Raw genomic sequence first — 18,774 nt, forward strand, 5'->3', positions numbered from 1 at the left:
TTGAATTTTAGCAACCGGCAAAAATAAATGCGAATTTGAAAAACGAATAAATAATATACTTCAGAAATAAAATTAACGTTCTAAATAAAATTTGAAGCCATGAAAAAGTTCATCATTTCAATGTTTTTTTTGTTACCACTTGTGATAACAGCACAACCTTTTCTGACTGCAGGAATTAAGGGCGGGATAAACAGTTCGAAGGTTACATTCAGGAAAAGTGAATTTACTTCCGAATCGATTTTGAAAACTCATGTAGGTGCATTTGCCCGTGTAGGTTATGGCAATGTTTATCTTCAGCCCGAATTGTATTTTAGCGCCAAAGGGGGTGAAGTGCTGGAAAAGGGTCCAAATATATCGGAACGTATAACCAGATTTGATTTAAACAATGTTGATGTTCCATTGCTTTTAGGGATTAATATTGTTAATGGCGAAAGATCAAATTTGCACATTATTGCCGGACCGGTTTTTAGCTTTTTGGCAAGTAAGAATATTGAGGATCATGATGATTTTTCCAAAGAGTATCTGAAAGATCATTATTATGGGTATCAATATGGAGTTGGGATTGATTTTTGGAATTTCTTTCTGGATGCCCGTATGGAGCATGGAGCAAACAATCTTTATTCTTACCCCACCGAGAATCTAAGCGGTAAAAACCAGACCTTTATGATTACTCTTGGATTTAAAATCTTATAATCAGGTCATTCTTTTTCCCAACCTTTAAGAGATTTGGAGTGATTATTCAGGAATTGTTATTCGGCTGAAACAACACACCGGAACCCCAGGTGAGACATACCGGTGTCTTCGGTACTTTTCATGCGGGCAGCAGCCCGGTACCCCGAACAATACGAATCATTACAAAGAAATGAACCGCCCCTGATTACCCTTTTTTGCACATTAGGTTCCATGGGGTCGTAACTAGTTGAAGGTCCGGTCGGATTATCTGCAACTTCCTCTGGATTAAATGTTTTATAATATTCATGATGATACAAATCGGCGCACCATTCCCATACATTACCGGCCATATCATATAATCCATATTCGTTTGGTGCATACTGTTTTACCGGAGACAAAAGCTCATATCCATCGCGTGCAGAGTTGTAAACCGGAAATTCGCCGTCCCAGCTATTTGTCTTTGGTGCTCCTTCATTCACCCGTTCAAAACCCCAGGCATAAACGTAATCGTCGTGGCCGCCACGGGCTGCATATTCCCATTCGGCTTCAGTAGGTAATCTTTTTCCAGCCCATTTTGCGTATGCATTGGCATCTTCCCAACTTACATGCACCACCGGGTAATTTTCAATTCCTTTAATGCTGCTTCCCCTGCCATGCGGATGTTTCCAGCTTGCTCCGCGAATCCATGTCCACCATTGCGAAACATCATTCAGGTCTACACGATGTGCCGGTGGAGAGAAAACAAGAGAAGAAGCCATTAATAAACTATCGTCGGGTTTTGGTGTTCCGGGCGGAAGTTGTTTCCGGAATTCATTCCAGTCAATGTCTTTTTCGGCAGTGGTAACATACCCGGTTTCTTCCACAAATTTCTGAAACTGGGCATTGGTTACAGGGTGGGGGTCCATAAAAAAGCTGTTCACTTTTACGGGGTGAACGGGGTATTCGTCTTCCCGCGCAAATTGCGCATCGCGGGCTCCCATATTAAATACACCGCCTGGAATAAAAAGCATTTCTTCCAAAGCCGGATTTGTTTTTTTTAAAGAATCAATATTTACTGTTAAAACGCTGTTGGTGGTTGTTAATGAACCATTAAACCGATCGGGAACCGCGCTGACACAACATTCTTGTGACTGCACATTTGCTTCTTGGGTTGATTTATTATTGTCATTCTTTTTTGAAGACTGGCAGGAAAATATAAGAATCAAGGGAAAAATGGAGAATATATTTTTTATCATTTTGAAAGGCATATTATCAATCTGAAATAAAAATTTTGATTTAAAGATGTTTTATTCTTTTTTAATTTCAAAATAATTGAAATATTTTCATTAAGATTTTACTGATGATTTCCCGGATCGGATTGGTTTTTTTTAAACCAGTTCACCGGATTAAGTTGTTTTTTATACCGGGTAAATAATTCTTTTCCAACGAGTAACCCGCCCGACCAAAACACAATTTCCATGAGGATCAAACTCACAGTTGACCCTATCACTTTGGTTTTAGTTGGTAAATCGGAAAGTGGAATGAGTAGGGTGGCCGCAAAAAATACCCCTGAAAAAATCATTAAAAATATACCTAGTTTAATTTGCCAGTTCTTTTTCATTCAAAATTGATGTCAAATTTCTGTCAATAATAACCGGAAAACGAAACTATTGTTCTGCTTAAAAAGTTACCTGCGGTTCAGGGGTGGACTCCGGTTCAAAAAGATTAAAATAATAAATGCCCTTCGATTCGAAATAATTTATCATTGGTTTTAACCGTGTTTTAAAATTGTTGTAATTTTTTACTTCAGGGATGGTCCAGGCTGCCTCGGCAAGCACAGAAAGCCTGGGATGAATCATGAAATCGAATTGTTGGTTATCTGAAAATTGTTCCGTCCACAGGTTTGCCTGAATCCCAATAATTTGTTCATAATGTGTTGAAAATCCGGGTAAAGTGTCGGGTGGAAATTGATAAACCAGTTCGGGCGGACTGAAAGCTCCGGCCCAACGTCGGCCAGTTTTATGCGATTCGTGCTGAACAAAATCGAAATACAACGGAATTCTTGGACAAAGCACCGTAGAAAAGTTTTGGTTGAGCGCTGCCTCAAGTTTTTCGGGTAAATTGTGCCTCCACCACATTACCAGCGAATTTTCAGGACTCAATCCGTGATCGACAATTTCGTCCCAGCCAATAACTGTTTTTCCCAGCATTTGAATCGAATCGGCCATTCGGTGCACAAAATAACTTTCAACTTCTTTTAAGTCGCTGAAATGATGCTGTTTCATCAAACGTTGCACATCAGAATTCGTGTTCCAGCTTTCGTTGCCAAAATGCACTTCATCTCCGCCCAAATGAATGTACCTGGAAGGGAAAAGCGCGGCAACTTCTCTAAGAATGTCGGTTAGATAAGCGTATGTTTCTTCCTTTCCCGGATTAAACGTAAATTCCGGATACCTTTCAGAACCGCCTCCTGAAAACTCAGGATAAGCCCGGTTGGCAGCGGCTGCATGTCCCGGCATATCAATTTCAGGGATAATTTCGATATTTCGTTCAGCAGCATATTCCACAATTTCCTTAATTTCATCCTGCGTGTAAAATGCAGCAGGAGCATCCGGATTTGAATGATTTCCGATTCCACCAACTTCGGTTAATTTTGGGTACTTTTTTATTTCGATTCGCCAACCCGGCACATCGGTTAAGTGCCAGTGAAAGATGTTAAGTTTGTGCAATGCCATTAAATCGAGTAATTCCTTTACTTTTTGGGCTCCAAAAAAATGACGCGATTCGTCGAGCATAATTCCACGCCACTTAAAACGCGGTTGATCCCTGAGGGTAATAACCGAAATCTCAAGACTACCATTTTCTGATTCAGCAAAAAGCAGTATTTGCCTCAAAGTTTGCAGCCCGTTAAAAATGCCCTCCACCGAATTGGCTTTAATTGTAATTTGTTTTTTCGTTGTTTCAAGCTCGTAAAATTCACTTTTATTAAGGGGTTGTTGCAAAATAATTTTGATGTCTGCTTTTTCATCTTTTGTAAGCTGAACCGGAAGAACTTCCGCCATTTGGGAAGTAAAAATCAGGGCAGTCTTCTCTATCGTTTCGTCGTTAAAATGGAGGGTTAATTCTTTTTTAATTTTGAATGCACCCTTTCTGTAAGCCATTTCGTTGGGCAGTGGAATAACGTTAATCGGGGTTGGTTCCGGTTTTTCCACAGAACAACCTAAAATAAATAACAGCATAAAGTAGCCAATGAATTTCATCTTCTGGTTTTTAAGATTTTACAGAATGGAAAAATCCTCTTTGTAGTAAAAATTTTAAATCTGAAATGCTATTAATCGATTCGTTTTGCAGCCCAATTGATCGCATTTTTAATATGAACCTTCACCTTTTCATCCTGAAAAGCTTCGTGGGTGTGGCCAAAACCGGTGTAAAACGAACGCATTCCGTCTTTTTCCAGCCACCAAATGATGGGGTGATCCCCCATGCGCCAGTCGTCGTTTTTGTATTTTTTTATGCTACCCTCATCAAGCGTTGCCAGCACATTCACTTTTGGGCGAGGATTTTCCCTGAACGTGTACCATTCGTCAAATGTGGTGTAGCTTTCCATTCCTTTAAATGGTTTCATAGCCGGATGATCGAAATTTTCAAAAATAACGGTGCCGGTTTGGGCTGGCGGATGGGTTTTGAAATAACCGCCAATCAGTTCGCCGTAAAATGGCCACTCGTATTCAAAATCAGCAGCCGAATGAATTCCAACCATTCCTTTTCCTTTTTTCATGAAATTTTCAAAAGCTACCTGTTCACTGGCATTCAGCGCATCGCCTGTCGGATTCATAAATACAACCACATCAAAACCGGATAGTATTTCAGTGTTAAAAGCAGAACTCTCCTCGGTAGCAGTAATAACCCAGTTTTGCGATTTACTCAGGTCGAACAGCATTTTTATTCCCGACGACAGCGATTCATGCCGGAAACCTGAAGTTTTTGAAAAAACGAGAATATGCGCCGGGGTTTCAAATTCGGGTTCTTTTTCCTGTGCACACATGGAAAACGAAAATAAAATGAGTAAGCCAAAAGTTAAAATAGTGATTTTCATTGGATGTAATTTTTACAATTCATGTGCAATGTAGTTAAAATCCCTTTGAGGTTACAAAGAATAAAATGAAATATTTTTATGAAGTGGTTCATTTCGCACATAAATATTTTTCGCGGTTGATTTTATAAGATAATGAATCGGAATTCGGGTTACCAAATGTTATATTTGCGATTCATATAATTATTCAATATGCACGAAGTTATTTTTTGGATCATCATAACGATACTTGTTCTCGATTTTGTTTTCGAAAATTACCTGGAATACCTGAACACCAAACGGATGGGCACTAAACTGCCAGATGAACTGAAAGGGATTTACGACGATGAAAAATATACCAAACAACAGGCCTATCAAAAAGAAAATCACCGGTTTGGAATGATTACCGGGACTTTCAGCTTTTTGGTTATTCTGGCCATGTTTGTTTTTTACGGATTTGCATTTGTTGACAGCATTGCATGGAATATTGCCTCTCATGCCATTTTGGCGGCACTACTTTTTTTCGGTATCATCATGTTTGCTTCTGACTTAATTACCATGCCTTTTTCTGTTTACGATACGTTTGTGATTGAAGAAAAATACGGTTTCAACAAAACCACTCCCAAAACGTTTGTGCTCGATCAGTTAAAAGGGTGGGTGCTGGGAGCTATTATTGGTGGCGGATTGCTGGCACTTATCATTTTTATTTACCAGAAAACGCAAGACATGTTCTGGATTTACGCCTGGCTAGTGGTGGCAGCTTTCAGTATTTTTATGGCCATGTTTTATTCCAACCTTATAGTGCCGTTTTTCAACAAACAAACCCCGCTGGAAGAGGGTCAGTTGCGTACTGCCATTCAGCAATTTGCCGAAAAAGTAGGTTTCAAACTCGACAATATTTTTGTGATAAACGGCTCGAAACGATCCACAAAAGCCAATGCTTATTTTACCGGGCTTGGCGCCAAAAAGCGAATTGTGCTGTATGACACGCTGATTGAAGAGATGGGAACTGATGAAATTGTTGCGGTACTGGCTCACGAAATAGGTCACTATAAAAAGAAACACGTCATGCAGGGACTGGTCATTTCACTGATTCAAACCGGAATTGTGCTGTTCATTTTTTCTCTGTTGATCGAAAATTCTCACCTGAGCAAAGCGCTCGGCGTTGAAGAGCCAAACTTTCATATCGGACTGGTGGCATTTGGTATTTTGTATTCACCGGTTTCGTTTGTTTTGGGAATTTTTATGAACCAGCTTATCCGGAAAAACGAATACCAGGCCGATGCGTTTGCAGCACAGCATTTTAAACCGGAGCCGCTGATCTCTGCGCTGAAAAAACTTTCGCAAAAAAACCTGAGTAACCTGACTCCACATCCGTTGTATGTTTTTTTCAACTATTCGCACCCTCCGTTGTTTGAACGGTTGAAACATTTGAAAACATTTGAAAAATAACATGGCGCATTTGCGTCTTAGCGAGAGAAAACATGATTAGTTGGTTTTTACTTTTCTTAGTCTTGTGTCTCGTAGTCTGATATTTTGATACTTATAAAATGAAAGCAGAAATTATAACCATTGGCGATGAAATTCTCATCGGGCAGATAATTGACACCAACTCGGCCTGGATTGCCGAACAATTCAATCTGAGCGGCATTGAAATCTACCAGATTACATCGGTTCACGATGATAGCGATCACATAATGGAAGCCTTGAAAAATGCTGAAGAAAAGGTGGATTTGGTCATTCTTACAGGCGGCCTCGGGCCAACAAAAGATGATATTACAAAACATACCCTTTGCGAATATTTCAACACGAAAATGGTGTTTCATGAGCCCACATTTGAACACATTAAACAACGATTTAAAAACCGGAACATCGATTTGAACAAGCTGAACCGCGATCAGGCGCTGGTCCCGGAGTCGTGCACGGTTTTGCCCAACAAAGCGGGCACAGCGCCGGGCATGTGGTTCGAAAAGAATGATACCATTTTTGTTTCGGTGCCCGGAGTCCCGTTCGAAATGAAATATTTGGTGGAAAATGAAATTTTGCCCCGCCTGCAAAACAACGGGAAAACCAAAGCCATTTTTCACAAGACGGTTCAAACGCAGGGACTCCCAGAGTCGATGCTGGCCCAGCGCATTGAAAACTGGGAAAACTCGCTGCCCAAAAACATTAAGCTGGCTTATCTTCCCAACCCCATGTCGGTGAGGTTGCGACTATCAGCCATGGGAAGTGATTTAAATGAATTGAAACGACAGGTTCAGGATGAAATAGAACGCCTGAAGCAGCTCATTCCCGACCATATTTTTGGTTTCGATAATGAAACTTTGGCTGAGGTGATTGGAAAAATGTTACTGGAAAAAGGTCAAACGCTTGCCGTTGCAGAAAGTTGCACAGGTGGTTACATCTCACATCTCATTACCTCGGTTCCCGGAAGTTCGGGCTGGTACAAGGGCGGAACTACGGCCTATTCAAACGAAATAAAACAAAACCTGCTGGGAGTTTCAGTGGAATCACTGGAAAAGCACGGCGCTGTTAGTGAACAAGTGGTGCGCGAAATGGCAACTGGCGCCCGTAACAAACTGAATGCTGATTTTGCAGTGGCAACATCGGGAATTGCCGGCCCAACTGGCGGGACGGAAGAAAAGCCAGTGGGTACGGTCTGGTTTGCCGTAGCTGGTCCCGGGAATACAGTTGCCGAAAAATTTGTGTTTGGCGATAATCGTGAAAGGAATATCATCCGGTCGAGCCAAACGGCGCTGCAGATTTTACGGAAAACTATTATCACTCTTTAACACTTATCCCCGTCAAATTCGTCAGGTTTTCTTTAATTTTGAAACATGGCATCATTTTAGGAGGGTGTTACTGTCAAAATTAAAAAACACAAAAAGAACATGAAGAAAATACTCATCATTATTGGAATAATTGTGGCAGTGCTGGTAGCGGCGTTATCTGCCATTCCGCTGTTTTTCAAGCAGACTTTAATCGAAAAAGCGAAAACCACCATCAACAAAAATGTAAATGGCAAAGTGGAATTTGCCGACCTGAAACTGTCGCTTCTACGCAGTTTTCCCAAAGTAACACTTGAATTAACTGATGTTTTGGTCGTTGGTAAAGGCGAATTTCAAAACGATACCATTTTTACCGTTCCCTCGTTGCGTTCAAAAACCGCATTGCGGCAGTTGTTCAATAAGGATAACATTGGTATTGAGGAAATTATTCTCGATCGTCCGCTACTTAAGCTTGTGGTTGGGCCAACCGGAAATGTCAACTGGGACCTCATGGTAGAATCGGACGAGGCTGCTGAAACGGTTCCCTCGGTGGCAGGCGACGCAGAAGAAGATGGCCTGGTGCTCCAGCTTGAGAAGATTGAAATCATCAAAGCAAATTTTATTTATGAAGACCGGGAAATGGATATGTTGCTGAAGTTTGATGAAATCGACATTGATATTTCAGGAAAAATGTACGGAACAGCCGCACAATTGCTGGCCGAAGGGACGGCTGCAAAGTTTTTACTGAATTATGTAGGTGTGAATTACATTTCCAATACTTCGGTGGAAACCCGCACGGTGCTGAATGTGGATTACGATAAAATGGACATCGAAATTCAGGAAAACGAACTGCTGATAAACCGCCTGCCACTGGAAGTGCTTGGTCTGATTCAAATGCCCAACGACAGCATGTTTTTCGATTTGAAACTGCAAACAAAAGAATCGGGGTTCGATAATTTTCTGGCTCTGGTGCCTCCCGATTACGAGGATTATCTGAAAGACATTGAAACCAGCGGTACGGCCACCATTTCAGGTACAGTAAAAGGATTTTATTTTGAAGAAGATTATCCTGCATTCGACCTGAAAATGGATGTTGCCAACGGGAATGTTCATTATGCTGATTTGCCCGAAGAAATTAAAAATATTTCAGCCGATGTGAGTATTAAAAAGCCACAAGGAGATCTCGATTTAACAGAGGTTAATATTTCAAAAGCTCATGCCGAAGTGAAAAACAGTCCGGTGGATTTAACACTACAACTCAAAAAGTTGTTTTCCGATCCCTGGTTTGACGGGGCTTTTGTTGGGAACGTAAATTTCAACGATTTGAAAGATGCGCTTCCACTTGATAGTGTGGATATTGCAGGAATAATTGATGCAAACCTTTTTGTAAAAGGCAACTATTCTGCCATTGAAAACGAAGAATACGAAAAAATTCAGTCGGACGGAACGGTTTTATTAACGCGTTTTATTTACAATTCACCATCATTAACACAACAAATTAATATTCCTGAAGGCAGACTCGATTTTTCTCCCCGCGCGGTTAACCTAAGTGGACTAAACCTGCGTGTTGGAGCAAGCGATTTTAAATTAACCGGACAGGTTAACAACTACCTTAATTACTTACTCAAAGACGGAACTTTGGCAGGTAATCTTCAATTGAATTCCAATCTTGTTAATCTGAATGAGTTGCTGCGCTTGCAGGTAGTCAAAACTGATACAACTGCCCAACAACCAAATCAGCCATTGGCAGAAAATGCTGCTGAAGAGGAGATTCTTGTTTTTGATATTCCCAAAAATATTGATTTTACATTTCAATCAAATATTCAGCGGGTTATTTTCGAACAACTTCCCATTACCGATGTAAATGGTTTAATTACAGCTCGTAACGGTAAACTGGTCCTCGACGGACTGAATATGCGCATGCTCGATGGTGAATTGAAACTGACTGGTTCTTATGAAAATACAACAGAAAATCAGCCATTTTTCGATTTTGGTTTCGATTTAGTTGGGGTAGATATTCCAAAAGCCTATCAAACACTTACGAGTGTACAACGCATGATGCCCATTGCACGGCAAAGCCAGGGAAAATTCAGTACCAGTTTGAAAGTGAACGGGCAACTGAGCCAGGGATTTAAACTGCTTGCCACATCCATTGACGGAACCGGTTTATTTAGTACAGAAAACCTTCAGATTATTGAATCGCCTATATTTAACCAGTTAAAAGGAATTTTAAAATCGGAACGATTGAGCAATGTTAAAGTTGATGATTTTCGTGCGTTCGTGGAAGTGGTTGATGGAACTATTCAACTGAAACCTTTTACTACCCGAATTGCTGGTCAGGAAACTAAAATTGCCGGAAATCTTAACACGGAAAATCTGCTGGATATGCGCCTCGATTTCAACGTGCAGCGGGAAGCATTCGGAAATGATATTCAAAATATTTTAAGCGTTTTACCGGGACAGGAACGTATTCAACTTATACCGGCTTCAGTGCTGTTGAGCGGCCCGGTTGGAAAACCTGAAGTAAAAATTGATTTGAATGATGCCCGTAAAATGATTACCGAGGAAGTAAAAAAATCAACCAGGGATAATCTACAGGATAACCTGAATAAAATAGGTGAAGGTTTGAGAAAGCTGATAAAATAAGCTCTACTTTTTAACAAACAAAAAACCATATTTCCAGCATTTTCAGGAAATATGGTTTTTAATTTTGTATGATTTTTAAAAAAAATCAGAAAACCGGCTGAATGGTAAAACTAAATTCGTAATCCTGCGCCGGAATGGAATATTTCCGATAGGGCCGTGCACCCCACGAATTGTCGCCGGCCACGCCCATCATTTTCAGGTCGCAGGTTACAAAAACGCCGTCCTTTTTTACAATATCGTTGGTATGCCGGTAATCTTCAGCATCTTTCATGTCAAAATCTTCTACCGGATTGTGCAGTGCAGAAAAACCAACAAGCGGCTCTCCTGAAACACGGATTCCCACACCATTTTCGTTGCGCAGTTCAAACCAGCGTACATCAGTTTTGTAACCGTTTTCCTGCGGACGCACATACTTAAAATACTGGCCGGCCACTTTCCCGGCATATTTTCCCACAAAAGCGCTCCTGTTTCTGTCCACATAATTTTCGTGTGGTCCGCGACCAAAATATTCCAGATTTTCGAAATTTACCGGCAGTTTCCATTTCAGACCAAAACGCGGAAGGTCGGGTATTTCACTTTCACCGGTTTCCAACTGTGTGTTTATGTAAATCGTTCCGTCGCCAAAAATCGTGTACGTTACTATCTGTTTTGAATTCACTTTTTCGTGGTTGAAATGTGTTGCAATCACCACTTTCCCTGGATCGGACTGTGAACTTTCAATAGAAGAGGGTAAAGCTTCGTTGGTCACTTCGCGCCAGATTCCGAGACGGGAAATCATGTTACTCCCTTTGTCGTTATCATTTGGCGGTCGCCAGAAATTCACCCGCGGACCTTTTTGCAGCAATTCCATTCCGTTTATTTCGTAAGAAGTAAAAGTGCCGGAATTTTTATCCAACTGAATTTTAAAATTGATGCCGGTAACTTCCAGTATGTTTGCAGTTTCAGTAAGTTGAAGTGCATCATATTCCAGAGTTTCAGATTTTTCCGGAACAAACATTTCAAATTGAAACTGGTCATGCGCCACTTCAAAACCTGCCGGCCTGAAAGGTTTGTTTTGATTCAGTTTCACCGAAAAATCGATGAAATATTCCACATCGGGTTTTGGGGTGAAATTGGTAAAAGGCGGGTTGATTATTCTGTTTGAATGTGGCTCAAGGTTGAAATTTTCCAGAATCCCGGAGTATATTTTTTCACCATTTCCAGAAATTGTCCAGCTTATTTCATAATTACTTAAATCAATAAAATCGTGGAAGTTAGAAATTTTATACCCGTTCTGAACTTCCTCAAAACGAACATTCTGATAGGCATACTTTACTTCGTTTATTGCCGGGTGCGGGGTATAATCGGCCGAAATGATTCCGTTGCACACAAAATTGTAGTCGGTTGGCATTCCTTCTCCGTAATCTCCGCCGTAAGCCCAGAACTCTGTGCCACTTTCGTCGGTTTTCGCCAGCGCCTGGTCAATCCAGTCCCAAATGTAACCGCCCTGCAACTGGTCGTTTCCTTCGCGGTAAATCACTTCCCACAAATCAACCAAATTGCCGTTGCTGTTACCCATGGCATGGGAATATTCGCTGGCAATCATGGTTTTGGGCTGCCATTCCGAAGCATATTTTTCAAGTGTTTGAACTCCCGGGTATTGCGGACAGAAAATGTCGGTGTTGTCGCCCATAATGGCCCGTTCGTAGTGAATGGGACGCGACGGGTCGCGTTCTTTTATGGCTTTGTATCCGGCTGTGAAAACAACACCATCGCCGGCTTCATTTCCCATGGACCAAACAACCACCGAAGGATGATTTTTGGTGCGTTCTACCATGCGCATCATGCGATCCACATGAGCGGCTGTCCATTCCGGCTTTTTTGCAAGCGAATGTTCGTCGTAGTACATACCGTGCGATTCGATGTTGGCTTCATCGGTAATGTACAAACCGTATTCATCGCAAAGTTCGTAAAACCGCTCATGAGCAGGGTAGTGGCTGTTTCGCACTGCATTGATATTATGCTGCTTCATCAGCTTAATTTCCTGAATCATCTGCTCTTCAGAAATTACATGGCCGGTGTACTGGTTATGTTCGTGACGATTAACACCTTTAATGAGAACAGGAACGCCATTTACACAAAACAAGGTGTTAATGAGTTCAATTTCGCGGAATCCAATGCGGTGATTCACCGTTTCAACGGTTTTTCCGGCTTCATTTTTCAGAATAATTATGAGCGTGTAAAGATTTGGGGTTTCCGCTGTCCATTTTTTCGGATTGAATATTTCCTTTGAAAAAGTGAGCTGCAATTCTTCTTTTCGGTTGATTTTTGCTTCCTGAGATTCCTCAGTTACCAATTCAAGGTTTTCATCGTAAAGTTGAAACGCAACCTGGAAATTTCCGGAACGGAAACGGTTGGTATGGTTTTTCAAATCCACATCCAGTTTTAGTGTTGCATTTTTGTATTCCGCATCAAGGTCGGTTTTTGCAAAGAAATCGCGAATGCGCACTTTTGGAGTAGAATAGAGGAAAACTTCGCGTTCGATACCACTGATTCTCCAGAAATCCTGGCATTCAAGGTACGAACCGTCCGACCAGCGGAAAACTTCGGTTGCCAGCACGTTTTCGCCTTCCTGTAAGTAATCGGTTATATCCCACTCGGCAGGAGTTTTACTGCCCTGGCTGTAGCCCACTTTCTGTCCGTTCACATAAAGGTAGAAAGCCGATTTTACTGCGCCAAACTGGATAAATACCTGGCGTCCGTCCCAGCTTTCGGGAATGGAAAATGTGCGCCGGTAAGAACCTACCGGATTGTAATCATCAGGAACATCTCCCGGATTTGCCGGGTAAATCTTATCGATAAATTTCATTTCGTCAGAAACCGGAGCTTTGTAATCGGCAAATTCATATTGGTGGTTCACATAAATCGGAATTCCGTAACCTTCAATTTCCCAGTTGGACGGTACCGGAATTTCATCCCAACCTGAAACATCGTAATCCGGTTTGTAAAAATCAACCGGGCGGTCGGCGGGTTTGCGCACCCAATTGAATTTCCACATTCCGTTCAAACTTTTGTAATAAACCGACTGGTTTTTTTTCAAAGTAAGCGCTTCTTCCGCCGTACGAAATGGAATGAAAAAAGTACGGGGTTTTTCTTTGTTCTGGTTGAACATGGCCGGATTTTCCCAATCGGGTAATTCGGTATTTTGTGCAGTCAACATATTTTTTCCCGCTGGAAATATCAGGAAGAAAACAATTAAAAAAGCAGTAATTTGATTCATTTGATTGAAATTATATTTAAAAAACATTGTGGTCTTTTTAATTTTTTTCAAAAGTAATTATTTTGAGGGGATTTTATCTTCAATTTGAAAATTTCGTTGCTAAAATGCTGAAAAAGGCCAAAGAAAAAGAAAAAAGAATCATAGTTTGCATGCGATTTTCGTTTTATTTTGAAAAGAATTTTAAACCATGTATTATTTCCCGAAATAATCAAAAACCAGTATTTATATGAAAGCAGCAGTTTTAGAATCATACAGTCACTTTGAATGGAAAGAAGTTGAAACCCCGAAAGTCAAACCCGGCGAGGTTTTGGTACGCATTCAGTTTGCCAGCATTTGCGGTACCGACATGCACATTTTTCCCGGCGACTTTCATCCGAGAACTCCGGTTCCGTTTATTCCCGGCCACGAAATGGGAGGGATAGTTGCCGAAGTTGGTGAAGGTGTTTCGGGTTTTAATCCTGGAGACAAAGTGGCTGTCGATCCGATAATCTGGTGCGGTGAATGTCCTGCCTGCCAGCGGAAACACTACCCGGCCTGCACGAGTCTTAAATTGCTGGGTGTGGACATGGACGGCGGTTTTGCTGAATTCATTTCAGTGCCCCCGCACATGTTGTTTAAAGCAGCATCGCATTTACCCGACGAACACGTGGCTCTGGTTGAAATTTACGGAATTGGTTTCCATGCCAATAACCGGGCGAAAACAAAAGAGGGAGACACCTTGGCTATTTGGGGAGCCGGCAGGGTAGGACAGGTGATTTTACAGGCCGCCCGCACCAAAACCAAGGGAACCATATTTATGGTCGATCCGCTGGAGAACCGTTTGCAAATAGCTGAAAAATTCAATGAAAATGTCATCGGAATTAATCCCAAAAAAGAAAATCCGGTGGAGGCGATAAAACGGCATACAGGCGGTAAAGGCGTTGACATTGCATTTGAAGCTGTAGGACATGCTGAAGAAATTGAAGGAGTTTACACGCCGGTACGCAGTTGCATTCAGAGTTTGCGTGGCGGCGGTAAAGTTTGTGTGCTTGGACTGAGCGACGAACCTTCGCCGGTAGTTTTTAAAGAATTAATTTGGAAAGAAGCGCAGATAATTACTTCCCGCGTTAGCGATGGTGAGTTTACCGAGGTAATTGAACATTTAAACAGAGGAAACCTGAAACCCGATGCTCTGATTTCAAAAGTTATGCCCGGATCGGAGATTCAAAAAGCATTCGAACTTGTTCAAAAAGAAAAAGAGAAATATTTGAAAGTGCTGCTGGATTTCCGGTAGAAAGCCGGCTGAAACCGGCTGAAATCGGCTGCCCAACTAAGGCTGGCCGTTGTTATCAGATTTTGAGGGCTGCAGTTGAATAAATTATGCTCCGGGCTCAGCCTAATGTTCAGAATAAATAAAAATTGTCAACCAGCCGGCTTCAGACCTGCTTTTAACGCTTCTGAATTATCATATTTTAAGGAAAAAATTCCAAATCATCACGATTTTTTTTGAAAGTTTAAAATATATCTCTACTTTCGTGTTCGTACACGGAAACTTAAATTCGTTTGAAATCAAAAACTTTAAATACTAAAAAATGATATTGGGAAAGTACAGTTTTGGAGTGGGAGACCGATTTAATCATCAGGGAGAGGCTCAGTTAAGTGCATTAATTACAGCTACTTCAGAAGGAGTGGAAGTAACACCTGTTTGGAATAAATCGAACCGGGAACATAATATTGTTCATTCTGAACCGGTTGGAACACGAATGGAAGCGGATGCTGCAGTGAAAAATTTGGGTTGGGAAGGACCTTATTTTGTGGATGCCGACCACATTAACTTGTCCAATGTGGACCGGTTTATCGATCATGCCGACTTTTTTACGCTTGACGTTGCCATGTATATCGGAAATGAATCTTCTCAGGAAGATGTTGCTGCTTTCAAAAAATCCTGCGCTACTCTCGGGTCAGAGGTAACCATTCCTGGAATTCCGGAACCCATTCAGATTTCAGATGAATTGCTGCAACAGGTTGCCGGAAAATACCTTGCAGCAATTAAAGAAGCCGGGAAAATTTACCGCCACATTGAAGAAAAAAAAGGTGCCGGAAATTTTGTGACCGAAGTTTCCATGGACGAAGTGGAAACTCCACAAACACCTGTTGATATGTTTTTTATTTTGAAAATGATTGCCAATGAAAAAATTCCTGCACAAACCATCGCACCTAAATTTACCGGACGCTTTAACAAGGGGGTGGATTACGTGGGTGATGTGGAGCAATTCGCCAAAGAATTTGAGCAAGATGTTTTGGTTATCGATTATGCCGTAAAAGCTTTCGGTCTTCCGGAAAACCTGAAGCTCAGTGTTCATTCAGGATCCGATAAGTTTACAATTTACCCGGTTATGGCCAAAATCATAAAAAAACACAACAAAGGTCTTCATGTAAAAACCGCTGGCACAACTTGGCTCGAAGAGGTAATTGGTCTTGCCATTGCAGGAGATGAAGGTTTAATTGTAGCAAAAGAAATATATATCAAGGCATTGGAACGCAAAGTAGAATTATGTGCACCCTATGCTGATGTAATTGACATTGATGATTCTCAACTTCCCTCACCCGACGAAGTTGCCGGCTGGACCGGTGAAAAATTTGCCAATACACTGCGTCACATTCCAGGCTACCCAGATTATAATCCCAATTTCAGGCAGTTGATACATGTTGGTTATAAAGTGGCTGCCGAGATGGGAGAAGAATACACCAATCTGCTAAAAAAATACGCTGATGTGGTTGGGAGTTGTGTGGAAGAAAACATTTACGACCGACACCTGAAAAGATTGTTCGACCTTTAAAAACGATACTGATGAAAAAATTTATGGATGAAAATTTTCTGCTGCAAACAGAAACTGCGCAGAAATTATACCACCAGCACGCGTCTAAAATGCCTGTTTTCGATTACCATTGTCACATTCCGCCAAATGAAATTGCCGAAGACAAACAATTTGAAAACATGGCTCAGATCTGGCTTTATGGCGACCATTACAAGTGGCGGGCCATGCGAGCCAACGGCGTTGACGAACGTTATTGTACCGGTAATGCTTCCGACTGGGAGAAATTTGAAAAGTGGGCTGAAACTGTTCCGAACACGCTCCGGAATCCGCTTTACCACTGGACACACCTGGAGCTTCAGCGGTTTTTTGGAATCAATAAATTATTAAATCCTTCAACCGCTAAAGAAATTTGGGACGAATGCAATGCCAAACTGCAAACCCCTGAATATTCGGTCAGAAATATTATTCGAATGGCAAATGTACATACCATTTGCACAACCGACGATCCTTTGGATTCACTGGAATATCACCGGCAAATAAAAGAAAGCGGGTTTGAGGTAGCTGTTTTACCTGCCTGGCGTCCAGATAAAGCCATGGCTGTTGAAAATACCGGAACATTCAATCAATATCTGGATAAACTTTCAGAATTTTCCGATATTTCTATTGAAAGTTTTAGCAGTTTTATGGATGCAATTCAAATTCGCCATAAGTTTTTCCATGAAAACGGCTGCCGGTTGTCCGATCACGGTTTGGAAACTGCCATTGCCGAAGATTATACAGAAAAAGAGATTCGCGATATTTTTGAGAAAATCAGGGGTGGAAATGATTTAACCAGACTGGAAATTTTAAAATTCAAAGCGTGCATGTTGTACGAATTTGGCATTATGGATCACTCCCGTGGCTGGACACAGCAATTCCATTTGGGAGCCCTGCGAAACAACAGCACCCGGCTGTTCAGCAAACTGGGGCCGGATACCGGGCTGGATTCCATTGGCGATTTTGAAATTGCCCGTCCGCTTTCGAAATTTCTGGACAAACTGGACATGGAAAACAAATTGGCCAAAACCATTTTGTATAATCTGAACCCACGCGATAACGAACTGATTGCAACCATGATGGGCAATTTTCAGGATGGTTCGGTTCCCGGAAAAATGCAGTTTGGCTCAGGATGGTGGTTCCTCGACCAAAAAGATGGTATGGAAAAGCAAATGAACGCTTTATCAAATCTGGGACTACTGAGCCGTTTTGTGGGAATGCTAACCGATTCCAGAAGCTTTTTGTCTTATCCGCGTCACGAATATTTCCGAAGAACTCTTTGCAACCTGATTGGCAACGACGTGGAAAACGGCGAAATTCCGAACGACATGGAATTGCTGGGGAAAATGGTGGAAAACATCTGCTTTAACAACGCAAAAGCTTATTTTAATTTTGAATAACATACCGGATTTCTTTTTTATTTCCGGTAGAATTGTATATTTGCAATCGATTGCAATATCAACTTAAATTGAATTCAATGAAGAAAAAAGTCGTTACATTTGGCGAAATCATGTTACGCCTGGCAACTCCCGGATATTTACGTTTTTCACAAAGCAATGAATTAACTGCAACTTTTGGAGGCGGGGAAGCTAATGTGGCGGTTTCTCTTGCAAACTATGGCATTCCGGTTGACTATGTTACCCGGCTTCCAAAAAACGATATTGGTCGCGCCTGCATGATGGATCTGCGTAAACATGGCGTTGGAACCGATAACATTGTTTGGGGTGGCGAACGTCTTGGAATATATTTTCTGGAAACCGGAGCGGTGAGCCGTGGAAGCAAAGTGGTTTACGATCGCGCGCATTCAGCCGTTTCCGAAATAGAACCGGGAATGATTGACTGGGATGCTGTTTTTGAAGGTGCCACCTGGTTTCACTGGACAGGAATTACGCCGGCCATTTCGCAAAATGCTGCCGAAGTTTGTCTGGAAGCTATTAAAAAAGCTAATGAACTGGGTGTTACCGTTTCATGCGATTTGAATTACCGCAAAAACCTTTGGAAATACGGGAAATCAGCCGGTGAAGTGATGCCCGATTTGGTTGCCGGCACTGACATTATATTGGGTAATGAAGAAGATGCTGAAAAAGTACTGGGAATTAAACCCGAAGGTGTGGATGTAACCGGCGGACATGTGGAAGGTGCTGCTTACGAGTCTGTTTCCAAACAAATTATGGAACGTTTTCCGGAATGTAAAAAAGTGATTACAACACTGCGTGGTTCGGTAAACGCCAACCACAATTCCTGGTCGGGTGTGCTTTGGGATGGAAAAAAACTTTACGAAGCGCCAACCTATCAAATCACTCATATAGTTGACCGTGTGGGAGGCGGCGATTCGTTTATGGGCGGACTCATTTACGGATTACTGACTTACGAAGGCAACGACCAGAAAGCACTAAACTTTGCTGTAGCTGCATCGTGTTTGAAACATACCGTTTACGGCGACTTCAACCAGGTTACCGTTGATGAAGTAGAAAAACTGATGGGTGGCGATGCCTCAGGAAGAGTAGCGAGATGAAAGCCTCCCCCAACCCCTCCGTGGGAGGG

The 18,774-nt window shown here is 41.7% G+C and carries 13 protein-coding genes; 8 read left to right on the forward strand and 5 right to left on the reverse strand.

Annotated elements, in window-relative coordinates; genetic code table 11:
* Positions 1 to 99: 99 nt before the first annotated feature.
* Complete coding sequence (locus ACESMA_RS02590) at positions 100 to 693, forward strand: porin family protein (protein ID WP_372947198.1); 594 nt, start codon at positions 100 to 102, stop codon at positions 691 to 693.
* A 56-nt stretch (positions 694 to 749) separates the two neighbouring features.
* On the opposite strand, the gene ACESMA_RS02595 is transcribed toward ACESMA_RS02590, so the two are convergent.
* From ACESMA_RS02595 to ACESMA_RS02610, 4 genes are all read right to left on the reverse strand, one after another.
* Complete coding sequence (locus ACESMA_RS02595) at positions 750 to 1,907, reverse strand: formylglycine-generating enzyme family protein (protein WP_372947199.1); 1,158 nt, start codon at positions 1,905 to 1,907, stop codon at positions 750 to 752.
* A 98-nt stretch (positions 1,908 to 2,005) separates the two neighbouring features.
* Entirely contained in the window at positions 2,006 to 2,272 is a 267-nt protein-coding gene (locus ACESMA_RS02600) for a transporter suffix domain-containing protein (RefSeq protein ID WP_372947200.1), read from the reverse strand.
* A 58-nt stretch (positions 2,273 to 2,330) separates the two neighbouring features.
* Entirely contained in the window at positions 2,331 to 3,911 is a 1,581-nt protein-coding gene (locus tag ACESMA_RS02605) for a beta-N-acetylhexosaminidase (protein ID WP_372947201.1), read from the reverse strand.
* A gap of 71 nt (positions 3,912 to 3,982) precedes the next feature.
* Positions 3,983 to 4,747 (reverse strand): ThuA domain-containing protein, encoded by a 765-nt coding sequence (locus ACESMA_RS02610; protein WP_372947202.1) that lies wholly within the window; start codon positions 4,745 to 4,747, stop codon positions 3,983 to 3,985.
* A 189-nt stretch (positions 4,748 to 4,936) separates the two neighbouring features.
* Here ACESMA_RS02610 and ACESMA_RS02615 point away from each other — a divergent pair, with 189 nt between their 5' ends.
* The 3 genes from ACESMA_RS02615 to ACESMA_RS02625 all read left to right on the forward strand — a co-directional run bounded on the left by ACESMA_RS02615 (position 4,937) and on the right by ACESMA_RS02625 (position 10,137).
* Positions 4,937 to 6,175 (forward strand): M48 family metallopeptidase, encoded by a 1,239-nt coding sequence (locus ACESMA_RS02615; RefSeq protein ID WP_372947203.1) that lies wholly within the window; start codon positions 4,937 to 4,939, stop codon positions 6,173 to 6,175.
* A gap of 98 nt (positions 6,176 to 6,273) precedes the next feature.
* Positions 6,274 to 7,515: a competence/damage-inducible protein A gene (locus ACESMA_RS02620; RefSeq protein ID WP_372947204.1), complete on the forward strand. Its 1,242-nt coding sequence runs from the start codon at positions 6,274 to 6,276 to the stop codon at positions 7,513 to 7,515.
* Between the two features lie 99 nt (positions 7,516 to 7,614).
* Positions 7,615 to 10,137, forward strand: coding sequence for an AsmA family protein (locus ACESMA_RS02625; protein ID WP_372947205.1), 2,523 nt, complete (start codon positions 7,615 to 7,617; stop codon positions 10,135 to 10,137).
* An 85-nt stretch (positions 10,138 to 10,222) separates the two neighbouring features.
* Here ACESMA_RS02625 and ACESMA_RS02630 read toward each other — a convergent pair whose 3' ends face one another.
* Positions 10,223 to 13,396: a glycoside hydrolase family 2 TIM barrel-domain containing protein gene (locus ACESMA_RS02630; protein WP_372947206.1), complete on the reverse strand. Its 3,174-nt coding sequence runs from the start codon at positions 13,394 to 13,396 to the stop codon at positions 10,223 to 10,225.
* A gap of 226 nt (positions 13,397 to 13,622) precedes the next feature.
* Between ACESMA_RS02630 and ACESMA_RS02635 the strand changes: the two genes are divergently transcribed.
* From ACESMA_RS02635 to ACESMA_RS02650, 4 genes are all read left to right on the forward strand, one after another.
* Complete coding sequence (locus ACESMA_RS02635; protein WP_372947207.1) at positions 13,623 to 14,669, forward strand: zinc-dependent alcohol dehydrogenase; 1,047 nt, start codon at positions 13,623 to 13,625, stop codon at positions 14,667 to 14,669.
* Positions 14,670 to 14,967: 298 nt separating this feature from the next.
* Positions 14,968 to 16,215, forward strand: a complete 1,248-nt coding sequence (locus ACESMA_RS02640) for a tagaturonate epimerase family protein (RefSeq protein ID WP_372947208.1) — start codon at positions 14,968 to 14,970, stop codon at positions 16,213 to 16,215.
* 11 nt (positions 16,216 to 16,226) lie between these two features.
* Positions 16,227 to 17,630: a glucuronate isomerase gene (gene uxaC / locus ACESMA_RS02645; RefSeq protein ID WP_372947209.1), complete on the forward strand. Its 1,404-nt coding sequence runs from the start codon at positions 16,227 to 16,229 to the stop codon at positions 17,628 to 17,630.
* Positions 17,631 to 17,707: 77 nt separating this feature from the next.
* Positions 17,708 to 18,745 (forward strand): PfkB family carbohydrate kinase, encoded by a 1,038-nt coding sequence (locus ACESMA_RS02650; protein ID WP_372947210.1) that lies wholly within the window; start codon positions 17,708 to 17,710, stop codon positions 18,743 to 18,745.
* Positions 18,746 to 18,774: the final 29 nt, after the last annotated feature.

Origin of the sequence: Mariniphaga sp. (assembly GCF_041687215.1) — a bacterium.
Classification (GTDB): Bacteria; Bacteroidota; Bacteroidia; order Bacteroidales; family Prolixibacteraceae; genus Mariniphaga.

Bases quoted from the DNA above. Each gene is read 5' to 3' on its own strand.
- ACESMA_RS02590 (WP_372947198.1), top strand. From the start codon at position 100: ATGAAAAAGTTCATCATTTCAATGTTTTTTTTGTTACCACTTGTGATA.
- ACESMA_RS02595 (WP_372947199.1), bottom strand. From the start codon at position 1,907: ATGATAAAAAATATATTCTCCATTTTTCCCTTGATTCTTATATTTTCC.
- ACESMA_RS02600 (WP_372947200.1), bottom strand. From the start codon at position 2,272: ATGAAAAAGAACTGGCAAATTAAACTAGGTATATTTTTAATGATTTTT.
- ACESMA_RS02605 (WP_372947201.1), bottom strand. From the start codon at position 3,911: ATGAAATTCATTGGCTACTTTATGCTGTTATTTATTTTAGGTTGTTCT.
- ACESMA_RS02610 (WP_372947202.1), bottom strand. From the start codon at position 4,747: ATGAAAATCACTATTTTAACTTTTGGCTTACTCATTTTATTTTCGTTT.
- ACESMA_RS02615 (WP_372947203.1), top strand. From the start codon at position 4,937: ATGCACGAAGTTATTTTTTGGATCATCATAACGATACTTGTTCTCGAT.
- ACESMA_RS02620 (WP_372947204.1), top strand. From the start codon at position 6,274: ATGAAAGCAGAAATTATAACCATTGGCGATGAAATTCTCATCGGGCAG.
- ACESMA_RS02625 (WP_372947205.1), top strand. From the start codon at position 7,615: ATGAAGAAAATACTCATCATTATTGGAATAATTGTGGCAGTGCTGGTA.
- ACESMA_RS02630 (WP_372947206.1), bottom strand. From the start codon at position 13,396: ATGAATCAAATTACTGCTTTTTTAATTGTTTTCTTCCTGATATTTCCA.
- ACESMA_RS02635 (WP_372947207.1), top strand. From the start codon at position 13,623: ATGAAAGCAGCAGTTTTAGAATCATACAGTCACTTTGAATGGAAAGAA.
- ACESMA_RS02640 (WP_372947208.1), top strand. From the start codon at position 14,968: ATGATATTGGGAAAGTACAGTTTTGGAGTGGGAGACCGATTTAATCAT.
- uxaC (WP_372947209.1), top strand. From the start codon at position 16,227: ATGAAAAAATTTATGGATGAAAATTTTCTGCTGCAAACAGAAACTGCG.
- ACESMA_RS02650 (WP_372947210.1), top strand. From the start codon at position 17,708: ATGAAGAAAAAAGTCGTTACATTTGGCGAAATCATGTTACGCCTGGCA.